This is a genomic window from Mucilaginibacter sp. P1_A3 (assembly GCF_056406855.1).
Genome location: NZ_JBFTZJ010000003.1, coordinates 504418 through 517954 on the forward strand (window position 1 = coordinate 504418; position 13537 = coordinate 517954).

The window sequence follows — 13537 nt, forward strand, 5'->3', positions numbered from 1 at the left end:
TCATTCATGTATTTAAATTTTATGTATTTTTGCAAACTAATTTTTAATTAAATGATGGATTTGGTTATTCCGGATAAGGTACATGATGAGAGCAGGCAAGGCGAAGCTTTAGTTTTAGAGCAGCCGGTGACAGGTAAAAACAATGGCCGTAAACTTTATATTGAAAGTTATGGCTGCGCCATGAATTTTAGCGACAGTGAGATAGTTGCATCAATATTAGCTGACCAGGGATTTGAAACAACTGCCGACCATACTTTAGCTGATGTTATTTTTATAAATACTTGTTCTATTCGTGAAAATGCCGAACAGCGTGTGCGTAACCGTCTTAAGGAGTTTACCATTACCAAGGTGAAAAATCCGGGATTGGTGGTGGGAGTGCTTGGTTGTATGGCCGAGCGTCTTAAAGCGAAATTTTTAGAAGAAGAAAAACTGGTTGACGTAGTAGTTGGGCCGGATGCATACCGCGACTTACCTAATTTGATAGAGCAGGTTGATAGCGGCCAAAAAGCGGTGAATGTACTATTATCCCGTGAGGAAACTTATGCGGATATAAGCCCGGTACGTTTAAACAGCAATGGCATTAACGCGTTTGTATCAATCATGCGCGGATGCGATAACATGTGCTCGTTTTGTGTTGTACCGTTTACCCGTGGCCGCGAACGCAGCCGCGATCCGCAATCAATAGTTGCAGAGTGTATTGACTTGTTTGATAAAGGCTACCGCGAGGTTACCTTGCTTGGTCAGAATGTGGATTCATATAAATGGAACAATACAGCAACCGAACCTTCCACGGAAGAGGGAGCTTTGGAGCATCAAGCAGATCAAGTCTCCCCGACTGGAGAGAATTTGGAAGGGGCTGTTACCAACTTTGCAAACCTTTTGGAAATGGTAGCGCACATTAACCCAGATTTGCGCGTTCGTTTTTCAACATCGCACCCTAAGGATATTACCGACGAAGTATTGCATACCATTAATAAACACGAAAATATTTGTAATTACATTCACCTGCCGGTACAATCTGGAAACAGCCGGATACTGGATATGATGAACCGTACTTATGATAGGGCCTGGTATATGAACAGGATCGATGCTATCCGCAGGATTATTGGGGATTGTGCTATATCTACAGATGTGATCACTGGTTTTTGTACCGAGACTGACGAGGAGCATGCCGACACCGTTAGCATGATGGACTACGTGAAATACGATTTTGCCTACATGTTCAAATACAGTGAAAGGCCGGGTACTTTAGCGGCAAAACGCTATGCTGATGACATCCCTGAAGAAGTAAAACAAAAACGCTTAACCGAAATTGTAGCCAAACAGCAGGAATACTCTTTTTACCGCGCGCAGGCTCGTATTGGTAAAGTAGAAAAAGTACTGATAGAAGGCTTCTCCAAAAAATCAAAAAACGACTATTGCGGTCGCAGCGATCAAAATGCTATGGTGATTTTCCCCGTAGGCGAAAATTACAAACCAGGCGAATATGTGAACGTACTGATAGAAAGAACTACTACGGCTACGTTGATAGGGAAGGTGGTTTAGAGTCAAGAGTCAGGAATCAAGAGTTAAGACAGGAGCCTTGTATGCGGCATAATTTTAAGAATCTAAAGATATGGCAGAAGGCAATGGATTTGACAGACATGGTTTTTGATTTTAGCAAGGAGTTGCCTGCCAATGAACGATATAATTTAATTGACCAAATAAACAGGAGTTGCTGTTCAATTCCTTCAAATATTGCTGAAGGATCTGGAAAGAATACCGATAAACATTTTGCTGAGTTTTTATCGATAGCAATTTCATCGTCATTTGAATTGGAAACACAATTATTAATATGTGAGCGTAGAATGTATGGGTCAATAAGCAAATTAAAAGGTTGTATAGACTTAGTTTCTGAAGTTCAAAGAATGTTATTCTCTTTTAGGGAATACATTTTAAAAACGGAAGTACAGAGTCTTAATTCTTGACTCTTAATTCTTGACTCTTTTTTTAATCATGGAAATACAAGAAATCAAACAACGCTTCGGGATCATTGGTAATTCGCCATTGCTTAACCGGGCTATAAATATTGCCAACCAGGTGGCACCAACAGATATTTCTGTACTTATTACCGGCGAAAGCGGAAGTGGTAAGGAGGTGTTTTCGCACATTATTCACCAGATGAGCCCGCGCAAGCATGGGCCCTTCATTGCGGTGAACTGCGGTGCTATACCAGAGGGTACCATTGATTCGGAATTGTTTGGGCACGAAAAAGGAGCCTACACCGGCGCAGTGGGCGAACGTAAGGGGTACTTTGAAACGGTAAACGGCGGTACCATATTTTTAGATGAAATTGCCGAGATGCCGTTGGGTACCCAGGCACGCTTACTTAGGGTACTGGAGTCTGGCCAATACATTAAGGTAGGTTCATCAAAGGTTGAAAAAACAAACGTGCGGGTTATTGCCGCTACCAATGTTGATGTTTATGACGCTGTGAAGAGCGGCAAATTCAGGGAAGATCTTTATTATCGTTTAAATACTGTACCCTTAAAAATACCACCGTTAAGAGAAAGGAAAGAAGATGTTTATTTGCTGTTTAGGAAATTCACATCAGATTTTACTGATAAATACCGTACGCCTCCTATTCAGCTTGATGAAGAGGCACAACAGGTGTTAATTAATTACACCTGGCCGGGTAACGTAAGGCAGCTTAAAAATATGGCCGAGCAATTGGCCGTACTGGAGCGCGACCGGATCATTACCGCCCCAACCTTGCTGACTTATATCCCCCATGAAACAGGGAACCGCAATTTACCCATGCGTTTAGGCAACCAGGCCAAAGAAGATTTTTCTGAACGCGATATTTTGTATAAAGTGCTTTTTGATATGAAGCGCGATATGGTTGAATTGAAAAAGCTGGTGGCCGATATCATTGAACATGGAGGTGTGGCAACTAATTATGCCAATCATTCACAAACCATTAACCAGTTGTACCGCGATATTGAACTGCCTGGTAATGCCGAAACGCAATTTACTTTACAGCAACCCGTTAATACAAATAATAGTGGAAACAACAGTAACAGTGGCGGTAATGATGCCTATAATATAACCCACGAAGCCGAGGAGGTAGAAGAATCATTATCACTGATTGAGAAGGAATCAGACCTGATCCGTAAGGCGTTAAAAAAGCATAAGGGTAAACGCAAGCTGGCTGCCAATGAACTGGGTATATCCGAGCGGACATTGTACAGGAAAATAAAAGAATTAAATTTATAGGTTAATGAAAAAAATAATCAGTTCTGTAATTATAGTTTTAAGTTTTGGTTTACTATCATCATGCTATACGCTTAGAAATGAGGCCATCCCGACAGACCTGAAAACGTTGAATATTCAGTTTTTTGAAAATAACGCTCCACTGGTAGTAAATAACTTAAGCCAAATATTTACCGAAGCTTTAAAAGAAAGAGTGCGTACGCAAAGCCGTTTAAGTTTGGTACGCGGTGAGGCCGATGCCACTTTATCGGGCAGTATTATAGGGTATACCATTGCTCCTGTATCTATTGAAGCTACCTCAAACAATACCGCACCAATAGCTGATGCCAACAGGCTAAGTATAACGGTAAAAGTGAAATTTGTTTACGATAAGGACAAAAAGATTAACTTTGAGGAAAGCATGACAAGATTTGCCAATTATAGAGGAGATATTAATTCGCAGGAACAAAAGCTGATACAAGAAATTACCAAGCAGTTAACCGAAGATATTTATAACAAGGCCTTTTCTAATTGGTAGGCTTTTTGTAATTTCAACCACGTGGATCAATATTTAAATAACAGGCAAAACGAAGTATTATGGGAATTATTGGCTAATCCAGCCGATAGTGGCCGGTTGCATAACTATGATTTGCAACAATTGGTTGATGAATATCCACAAAGCGGCATACTTAGGGCTATGCTTGCCCACTCGGGTAATGGCAGCGATTTAAAACATGCAGCCACTTATTTTAATCCCCGTTTATTACATAAGATAATTAATAGCCCCGAAAGCTTAGCTTTAGTTTCGGCCGAGCAGGTAGTAACTCAAAAAAACAACGCCCGGCCCGATTATCTGCAAGGTGCTGCTACCCAGGAAAGTGAAAATTATTTTAATATAGGAAACGCTGCGGACGCCGAGGCTGCAGAAAATAAAAATGAAGAGGTAAGCGGGTTTGAGGCGCCTGCCGAAGATTTCAAAGAAGAACCTGAAGCACGCTACCACGATTATATTGAGACAGAGTTAACCTATCCCATTACAGAAGAGCCAGAAATACCTATCAGCGATATAACTGTTGAAGATGAAATATCTCCATCGGTAATAGCAATAGAAGAAGCTCCCGTTGCAGAGCCTGAGACCGGTGCAACAGAGCGTAATGAGGATATTGAGGACGAAGTATTCGATGAAATTGTTGGGATTGAAAATATAACTTTCGTCGGTCACCCGGCAGAAACCAAGACTGAAGAGCCGGTTGAGAATAAAGCTCCCGGTGGCGAAGTGAAAAAGAATAATTCGGAGATCAATTTCGAAACGGAAAAATGGATCATAGGCAGCATTGCCGCTACTGATTATTTTATGTTTGATAATTCGGTAGCCGATCAAAAAGGTAGTGCTAATGACGCAGCTCCGGCTGTTATTGATATGCCTGTGCCGATTTCTCTTGAAACCGAAGACGTTGCTCCAGATGCTGAAGCTGTATCAAAGTATCATGACGAAAAAATGCCTTACACCTTTATGTGGTGGCTTGATAAAACACGTAAAGAGTATGCATCAACATATCAACCTTATATAACACCAGCACCAACCGTCCCGCAGCCGGCAATAACGGTTGAAGAGCGGCAAGAGCAAGCCGCCGACGAGTTGCAACAGCAATATTTTGAAAATATTTTTCACGATAAATCGCTGCTTGATCTTGAAAATGCGCCAGTGCCTGATGCTCCGGAGATTAAACGTAAGGAAGATATCATCATCGAGAAATTTATAAAGGAAGAGCCGCAGATAAGGCCGCCATCTATAAATAAGCTGGATAACGAAAATAAAGCTAAAAAGAGTTCGGAAGATAAAAACGAACTGGTGAGCGAAACACTGGCCCAGATTTATTCGGATCAGATGCTATATCACAAAGCAATTACGACATATAAAAAATTGATGTTGAAATTTCCGGAAAAAAGCCGTTACTTTGCCCACCAAATTGAACAGTTAGAAAAGAAAACGAATTAATATAAAATAAAGAAATGTACATTTTAATTATCCTTGCCATTATTGTATGTGCTCTTTTAGGGCTTATCGTATTGATCCAAAACCCTAAAGGTGGTGGCTTATCATCTAATTTTTCAAGCTCATCACAATTAATGGGTGTTCAAAAAACCGGCGACTTTTTAGAAAAAGGTACCTGGATCCTGGCCATTGGCATCATGGTTTTAGCATTAGCTATTAACGTTGTTGCAAAAGGCGGTTCAACAAGCAGCGAAAACCCTGCTTTACAAAACCAAATTGAAAAAGCATCCAAACCTACTACTACGGCTCCTGGTCCTGCTCAGTCATTACCGGCTCCGGCTCCAGTTAAAAAACCGTAATTAAGTTATAGGTTCTATATCAAACAAAAAAGGCTTTGGATAACACCAAAGCCTTTTTTGTTTGATATAATCGTACTGACATCATGACACGGGTAGGTTAAAATAGCGTTAACGATAGAAATTAAACACGTGTATTTGCTGCCATTACAACAGTTAAATATGCCAATATTTGCCATTATATTTGCTTGGCATAATTGATGAGCATTTGCAGTCACAACTTAAATTAAATTAAAAACTAATATAACTATGTCATTAAACATTAAACCAATCGGCGACAGAGTGGTTGTAGAAGCCGCAGCTGCCGAAGAGAAAACCGCTTCGGGAATTATCATCCCGGATACCGCTAAAGAAAAACCTCAGCGTGGAACAATCGTTGCAGTAGGCGACGGTAAAGTAGATGAGCCTTTAACAGTAAAAGTGGGCGACCAGGTTTTATATGGTAAGTATGCCGGTACCGAAATTACTTATGAAGGTAAAGAGTATTTAATTATGCGCGAATCTGATATTTACGCGGTATTATAAAATTGTTGAAAGGTTGTAAAGTTTAAAGGTTTTAAAGTTGCCTTGAACTTGCAATGATAACATTCTAACATTCCAACTTTAAAACATTCCAACAAAAAAATTAAAAACATGGCAAAACAAGTTAAATACAATGTTGAAGCACGCGACGCCTTAAAACGCGGTGTTGATATTTTAGCTAATGCAGTTAAAGTAACATTAGGTCCTAAAGGCAGAAACGTAATTATTGATAAAAAATTCGGTTCACCTATCATCACTAAAGATGGTGTAACTGTAGCTAAAGAAATCGAACTGAAAGATGCTTTAGAAAATATGGGTGCCCAGATGGTTAAAGAAGTTGCATCAAAAACTGCTGATATTGCAGGTGATGGTACTACTACTGCAACTGTTTTAGCACAGGCTATTGTAACTGCAGGTATTAAAAACGTAGCTGCTGGTGCAAATCCAATGGATTTAAAACGTGGTATTGATAAAGCTGTTGCAGCTGTTGTTGAGAATTTAAAAGCTCAATCACAAACTGTTGGTGAAGACAATAACAAAATAAAACAAGTAGCATCTATCTCTGCAAATAATGACGAGGTTATCGGTTCATTAATTGCTGAAGCTATGGCTAAAGTTGGTAAAGACGGTGTTATCACTGTTGAAGAAGCTAAAGGAACTGAAACTGAAGTTAAAACTGTTGAAGGTATGCAGTTTGACCGTGGTTACCTTTCTCCTTACTTTGTTACCAATGCAGATAAAATGGAAGTTGAATTGGAAAATCCTTACATCCTGATCTATGATAAAAAGATCTCTTCGATGAAAGAATTGCTTCCAATACTTGAAAAACAAGTACAAACAGGCAAACCATTATTAATCATTGCCGAAGATCTTGATGGCGAAGCATTAGCTACTTTGGTAGTTAACAAAATTCGCGGTTCACTGAAAGTTGCTGCTGTTAAAGCTCCAGGTTTTGGCGATCGTCGTAAAGCTATGTTAGAGGATATCGCTATCTTAACTGGTGGTACTTTAATATCTGAAGAAAGAGGTTACAAATTAGAAAATGCTGATCTTACTTACTTAGGTACTGCTGAGAAAATCATCATTGACAAAGATAACACAACCATTATTAATGGTGCTGGTTCTGCCGATGAGATCAAAGGTCGTGTTGGCCAGATCAAATCTCAGATCGAATCAACTACATCTGATTACGACCGCGAAAAATTACAGGAACGTTTAGCCAAATTATCTGGTGGTGTTGCTGTACTTTACGTAGGTGCTGCTACAGAAGTTGAAATGAAAGAGAAAAAAGACCGTGTTGACGATGCTTTACATGCAACCCGTGCGGCTGTTGAAGAAGGTATTGTTGCTGGTGGTGGTGTAGCCTTCATCCGCGCGGTTGCTGCTTTAGCTGACCTTAAAGGTGAAAACGAAGATGAGAACACTGGTATCCAGATCATCCGTCGTGCTATTGAAGAGCCTCTACGTCAGATCTGCGAAAATGCAGGTATTGAAGGATCTATCGTTGTACAAAAAGTTAAAGAAGGCACTGGTGACTTCGGTTACAATGCCCGTACCGATAAATACGAAAACCTGATTGGTGCAGGCGTTATCGATCCTACTAAAGTAGGTCGTGTAGCTTTAGAAAACGCAGCTTCAATTGCAGCTATGTTGTTAACAACAGAAGTTGTATTGGCTGATGATCCTGAAGATGCTCCAGCTGGTCCACCAATGGGTGGCGGTGGCATGGGTGGTATGATGTAATATCTCCCCTGGCTAATAAAATAGTCAGTTGTAATATATTGCAAATCCCTGTATGGTTTTCCATACAGGGATTTTGCTTTTGTGGTCTCTGTATAGTCATTCAAACGTAAACGGATAGTCATTAATTAATCATTTGATTAATTTTGAAAACTATCTGTGGCGTTAATACGTAATTTTGTGTAACAATCCTAAAAGGTTCAACCTTAGGCACAGGATTTGAATAAAGGATATCGTCATGAAAAATATTACACAAAAATCAAAACAACTGCATAGTGCCATCGTAGATTGGCTGCTGTTTAAAGGTCCGGAACTATTCATTACTATTTACGGTAAGTAATTAATTTTTACTTTTGCTTCCAATTATGGAAGTAAAAGAGTTTTATCAAATGTTCCACGTTTGGCTGATTACCAAAGGCCCCAAATACGTAGCTGGAATAATTATTTTTTTTATAGGTCTTTGGTTAATTAGGTTCTTACGCACGCGGCTCCGCGATAGAATGCTCAAAAGAGGCATTCATTCTTCATTACAACCCTTCTTTTTAAGTTTAACAATTACCTCGCTTTACGTACTGCTGGTGATATGGGTAATGAATATTATGACTTGGGAAATGACCATTTTCACAACCATAATAGGTGCCTTTAGCGTTGCAGCGGGTTTAGCGCTATCTGGGACTTTTCAAAATTTTGCGGGTGGGGTACTTATACTTTTATTAAAACCATTTGAGCTTGATGATAGCATAGTGGCCCAGGGGCAGGATGGCAAGGTAACATCTATCCAGATGTTTTATACCGTTTTAATTACTGCGGATAATAAACAGGTTATTATTCCCAATGGTAAGCTATTTAACGAGGTTATCGTGAACGTAACCCGCGAAGGCAGGCGTAGGCTTGATTTCGAAATTAAGATAGCTTATGCCAATGATTTGGATAAGGTAAAGGCGATCATTAATAACGCCATCAATACCACGGAAAATTTGCTTGATGAACCAGCGGCAAGGGTAGGTATAATCTCGATGGAAATAGATTCCGTTAGGATCACTATAAATGTATGGGTTGTGCCCGCCAATTTCTTAACCGCCAAAATTGACCTCCAGGAAAAAATATTTAAAGAATTTAGCGCCAATGGAGTTGCTTTTCCTAAGGCAGGATGATAAGGAGAGTCAAGAGGTAAGAATCAAGAATTAATGTTTTATATGCGCCATGTTATTGCGAGCGCAGCGTGGCAATCGCGAACTATGCAGGTCCATCCTGCATGGTTCGCGATTGCTTCGTCGGTCTTCTACATTGACTTTTTTTGAAAAAAAAATTGTCATCCTGAACGCAGTGAAGGATCTATTATTCGCCATGCTTCTTCGCCCTGTAAATCTGCGAATAGATCCTTCACTGCGTTCAGGATGACAAACCTTTTAAAACGTTACTCCTCCTCCAGTGTCCAAGGTATTTTCTTCTTAAATCTTCTGCTTAGCCTTCAACTCCAAATACTTATTAATTGTATTAATCGTCAAATTTTGCGGCGGACTTAATATAGATTGTATCCCGTATTTAGCCAGCTCCTTTACAATAAGTTTTTTATCGTAGGCGAATTTTTCGGCGATAGTTTTTATGTAGATGCCTTCAACATCCTTCGCCGGTTTTTCGCTAAGGCTTTTAAGTTCGGTGTTCTCAAAAAATACCACCAGCAGCAGGTGGAATTTGGCAATCCTTTTTAAATAAGGCAATTGCCTTTCCAGGGCGTTCATGCTTTCATAATTGGTGAAAAACACTACCAGGCTGCGTTGCTTTATTACATTACGTACGGTGCTGTAAAGCAGCTCCATATTGGTTTCCAGGTAGCGCGTCCGTTCCTTGTATAAAACCTCCAGTATTTTATTCAGCTGCGCAGGCTTCCTATCGGCGGGGATAACGGCGCCAATTTTTTCTGATGCGGTGATCAAGCCGGCTTTATCTTCTTTTATCAACGCCACACTTGATAACACCAAGCTGGCGTTTATGGCATAGTCGAGTAAGCTCAATCCATCAAAAGGCATTTTCATAGCCCTTGATTTATCAATTACACAATATACATGCTGTGATTTTTCATCGGTATAGGAGTTAACCATAAGGTTGCCTTGCCTTGCGGTTGCTTTCCAGTTTATGGTACGATAATCGTCGCCGGCAACATAGCTTTTCACCTGTTCAAATTCAAGGCTGTGGCCAATGCGCCGTATTTTTTTTATGCCGATATCTGTTAACCGGTTTGATATCGCCATTAGCTCGAATTTACGCATCTGCAGAAACGATGGATATACCGGTAATGTTTCCGCCTGTTCAAATGTGTAACGGCGGCTGATAAAGCCTAAAGGCGATTTTGCGTAAACGTGAATATCGCCAAACTCATATTCGCCGCGTTTTGTGGGCCGTAACACGTAGTTGATCAGTTTACGCTCGTGTGATTTTAAGTTTGTTTTAAACCAAACATCTCGCTTTTGAAACTGAAAAGGGATCTCATCAATAATGCCGGCGCTTATATTAAAAGAATACCAGTTTTCAATGTATACGCCAAGATCATTGTTATCGCTATTGCTTAACCTTTCGGGTGCATGGCGCTTTGCAAATACACCATTCCTGGTTTTGTAAAGCATTACTATATCAATTAAAACCAACGATAACAGTAACCAAAACACCAACTCGGGAATAGAACCCAGCCATGTGAAAAAGAAGGAAAGCAGGAACAACACCGCGCAGGCCCCCAAACCCGCAAACAGGCGGTTGGTTAAAAAAAGATCCGTATAGAACAGGCCGTATATTTTTTTCACTCCGGGTATGTTATCGTGGTATTTCTATTTTTTGTATAATCTGGGCTACAACCTCATCTGGTGTTACACCTTCCATTTCCTTATCCGGAGTAAGCATAATACGGTGCCTTAAAACAGGTGCAGCTACATAAATAATATCTTCGGGGGTTACAAAATCACGCCCTCTGATAGCCGCCAATGCTTTAGCCCCATTGATTATGGCCAGTGATGCCCGTGGCGAACCACCCAGGTACAACGACTTATGATTGCGGCTTTCAAAAACAATTTTTGCGGTAAACTCAAGCAATTTATGCTCAACATGCAGGGCTTTTACCTGTTGCCTTAACGCGATAATTTCCGCTGCTGATAACACCGGTTCAATATGGTTTAGCTGGTCGGTTGTTTTTTGTTGGTGTTGTTGGGTAATGATGGCTATTTCGTCGGCCAGCGTGGGGTATTTGATCTCTATTTTAAAAAGGAACCTATCAAGCTGTGCTTCAGGCAGGCGATAGGTGCCCTCCTGTTCAACGGGGTTTTGGGTAGCCAATACTGTAAAAGGCTCCTCCATTTTATAGGTGTGGCCATCTACGGTTACCTGTTTTTCCTCCATTGCCTCAAACAATGCAGATTGTGTTTTGGCAGGTGCCCGGTTTATTTCATCTATCAGGATGATATTGCCGAAGATAGGTCCCCGCTTAAACTCAAACTCAGTTGATTTGGGATTGAAAACCGATGTGCCCAAGATATCAGAAGGCATTAAGTCTGGTGTAAACTGTATGCGTGAGTAGCGTGCATCTATGGCCTTTGAAATAAGTTTTGCAGTAAGCGTTTTAGCTACCCCGGGTACGCCCTCTATTAAAATATGCCCATCTGCCAGGATACCCGCAATCAGCAGATCAATGGATTCCTGCTGGCCAACAATTATTTTTGCGAGTGTAGCTTTTATTTGTTCAACCGCTGTGCCCAGTTTACTCAAATCGGTTCGTTGTTCAAAAAATTCGTTTTCCATATTACCTGGATTGGGTATAAAATTGTTCAATAAGATAGTTAAGTTTAATTAGTTCCTGATCGGTAATGTGCCCATGCGTATTTATAAAATTTATAGCATTCACAATATTACGTGCCAATTGGGGCTCAATGCCGGTTTTCCTGGTCATCATTTCGGTAAATTCCTCATCCAGTTTGCCGGTTTTTAATTTATACTGATCGCGCAGGTACTCTAAAAAATATATGGTTTTTTTATGCGCGATATTGGCGTTGTTTCGTTTTTCGTAATAAACCTGGCCAACTACAGTAACAAAATCAATGGTTGAGTTTTGCAGCGGTGCAATTACAGGTATAATGCGTTGCCTGCGTTTTACTTCATACAATACAAAAATTAGCAAACTGAAAAGTGATATGTAATAAGCCCAGCTTAAAGCCGGATTTGATAAAAATACGCGCATAGGTGATTCTGCATCGCCAGATCCCTGGGTATAATACTCATCCCATAACAGCTGTTTGGTGTTTCTAACGTACGATAATGCCGTAGCTGCATAAGCAGCGCCCTGGGGTGTAAGCAGGCTATAATTGCTCAGCATTTTAGGGTTAGCCATGAGGTACAAATTGCCTTTGCCAAAGCGGTATTTTATAAAATTGGCTTTGCGGCTATCATTCTGGCCTAATACGGTTGCCTTTGCAGTATCAATGCTATTGAAATAAAAACTGCCGCATCCTTTATCAAGCTGGTAAAATTTTGCGGTATCTAAGGCCGGGTTTAAAAATCTTATAGGCGTTTTTCCCTGCTGGAAAGTAAAATCTGCTCTTGTTTCTATATGCAGCTTTTTTTGCAGTAAACTGCCAAAATCAGATGCTGCAATAAAAACATCATTGCCTTTGGCAATGTATTTTACCAGTTGTCCGTACTCTACTTTAGTTACTTCTATTCCGGGGCATATAATGATGTATGAAGCTTGCTTCAGGCTATCATTGGTGAGGGCATTATAAACAGGTTCGCGGCGCGGATTTATCGTGGCGCCCGGAAAAAGATCTTTAACCCTTTTGTAAATTATATAAGTGCCAAAGGGCGTTTTATCTTTATTAACAAATGTTTCTGCCCAGTTTATAGGCTTGGGGCGGTTTAAGTTTGCAACTATATAAATGGTAAATAATGTTGTTGCCCCAATGATATAATATTTGAGATCTTTCATGCCAGTTGTTTTTTAAAGTTTTGAAACAACTGGTTAATGTTTTTAAATGCATTGCTATCAATAGAGAAACCGCCGTACCAAACATATTCAAACTGGCGGGTTAACAGGGTAAAAGCCTGCCGTAATGAAGGATCGTTTAATTCATAAATATAAGCCGAATTGGTTTTATCAGTTTGCCAGCGTATAAGCTTATTATCGCTTAATTGCTTGAGGCATTTTAAATAAAGCAGGCGTACGGCCAGCCGGTAGTTATGCAGGGCTATCGCTTTTTCAATTTCGGCGTCAAAGTTTATTTCGTGTATGTTTTCAAGCGACTCGGTATAATGCAGGGTTTTGTTTGCCTGCCCCATCCATAACTTAACGGCATCCATTCCTACAAGCTTAAAGCTTACGTATACCAGTAAGGCAACCGCAAGCGCCAGCAAGGTGTATTTAATAAACGCGCCGGCTAACGGGCTGTTGCTCAATTTGCCAAAAAGCTTGTTCCAAAAATACGCCCAAAATCTATCCCAGGCACTGGGGGCCTCTATAACGGTACCGTTGTAATTAAATTCTTTGGCCTTTTTGTATGTATTGATGGAGTCGGCGCTAAAGCTTTTAACAACAATGGCCGAGCTATCTGTTTGTAATTTTGCAGGTGTTTTTTTTACCGATGCAGCAAATGCTCCGCCCGAAAATAAACCCGCTATCAGTACAAATAAAAACGTAAATAACAGTTTTTGCATA

Annotated in this window: 13 protein-coding genes; 9 read left to right on the plus strand and 4 right to left on the minus strand. The window is 40.3% G+C overall.

Going from position 1 to position 13537, the window contains the following annotated elements:
* Positions 1–51: 51 nt before the first annotated feature.
* The 9 genes from AC1D0K_RS08750 (at position 52) to AC1D0K_RS08790 (ending at position 8999) form a co-directional block, all read left to right on the plus strand.
* Positions 52–1545: a MiaB/RimO family radical SAM methylthiotransferase gene (locus AC1D0K_RS08750; RefSeq protein WP_477391938.1), complete on the plus strand. Its 1494-nt coding sequence runs from the start codon at positions 52–54 to the stop codon at positions 1543–1545.
* 41 nt (positions 1546–1586) lie between these two features.
* Complete coding sequence (locus tag AC1D0K_RS08755; RefSeq protein ID WP_477391939.1) at positions 1587–1967, plus strand: four helix bundle protein; 381 nt, start codon at positions 1587–1589, stop codon at positions 1965–1967.
* 28 nt (positions 1968–1995) lie between these two features.
* Positions 1996–3255, plus strand: coding sequence for a sigma-54 interaction domain-containing protein (locus AC1D0K_RS08760; RefSeq protein ID WP_477463038.1), 1260 nt, complete (start codon positions 1996–1998; stop codon positions 3253–3255).
* 4 nt (positions 3256–3259) lie between these two features.
* Positions 3260–3769, plus strand: a complete 510-nt coding sequence (gene lptE, locus AC1D0K_RS08765) for an LPS assembly lipoprotein LptE (protein ID WP_295721361.1) — start codon at positions 3260–3262, stop codon at positions 3767–3769.
* Positions 3770–3790: 21 nt separating this feature from the next.
* Positions 3791–5230, plus strand: coding sequence for a hypothetical protein (locus tag AC1D0K_RS08770; protein ID WP_477391941.1), 1440 nt, complete (start codon positions 3791–3793; stop codon positions 5228–5230).
* Positions 5231–5244: 14 nt separating this feature from the next.
* Positions 5245–5586: a preprotein translocase subunit SecG gene (gene secG / locus AC1D0K_RS08775; protein ID WP_295721366.1), complete on the plus strand. Its 342-nt coding sequence runs from the start codon at positions 5245–5247 to the stop codon at positions 5584–5586.
* Between the two features lie 246 nt (positions 5587–5832).
* Positions 5833–6108, plus strand: a complete 276-nt coding sequence (gene groES / locus AC1D0K_RS08780) for a co-chaperone GroES (protein ID WP_076375713.1) — start codon at positions 5833–5835, stop codon at positions 6106–6108.
* A 108-nt stretch (positions 6109–6216) separates the two neighbouring features.
* A complete protein-coding gene (groL, locus tag AC1D0K_RS08785) occupies positions 6217–7848 on the plus strand; it encodes a chaperonin GroEL (protein ID WP_477441604.1) in 1632 nt (543 codons plus the stop codon).
* A gap of 362 nt (positions 7849–8210) precedes the next feature.
* The gene (locus tag AC1D0K_RS08790; protein ID WP_477391943.1) at positions 8211–8999 is read left to right on the plus strand and encodes a mechanosensitive ion channel family protein; all 789 of its coding nucleotides are present in this window, start codon (positions 8211–8213) and stop codon (positions 8997–8999) included.
* Positions 9000–9296: 297 nt separating this feature from the next.
* Here the strand turns inward: AC1D0K_RS08790 and AC1D0K_RS08795 are convergent, their stop codons facing one another.
* Genes AC1D0K_RS08795 through AC1D0K_RS08810 form a run of 4 tightly spaced genes read right to left on the minus strand, consistent with a single transcriptional unit; the run spans position 9297 to position 13536 of the window.
* A complete protein-coding gene (locus AC1D0K_RS08795) occupies positions 9297–10643 on the minus strand; it encodes a DUF58 domain-containing protein (protein WP_477391944.1) in 1347 nt (448 codons plus the stop codon).
* A 10-nt stretch (positions 10644–10653) separates the two neighbouring features.
* Complete coding sequence (locus AC1D0K_RS08800) at positions 10654–11631, minus strand: AAA family ATPase (RefSeq protein WP_477391945.1); 978 nt, start codon at positions 11629–11631, stop codon at positions 10654–10656.
* Between the two features lies 1 nt (position 11632).
* Positions 11633–12811, minus strand: a complete 1179-nt coding sequence (locus AC1D0K_RS08805) for a DUF4350 domain-containing protein (protein WP_477391946.1) — start codon at positions 12809–12811, stop codon at positions 11633–11635.
* On the minus strand, positions 12808–13536 hold the full coding sequence (locus AC1D0K_RS08810) for a DUF4129 domain-containing protein (protein WP_477391947.1): 729 nt from the start codon (positions 13534–13536) through the stop codon (positions 12808–12810). Before AC1D0K_RS08810 ends, AC1D0K_RS08805 begins: the two co-directional genes overlap by 4 nt.
* Between the last annotated feature and the right edge of the window lies 1 nt (position 13537).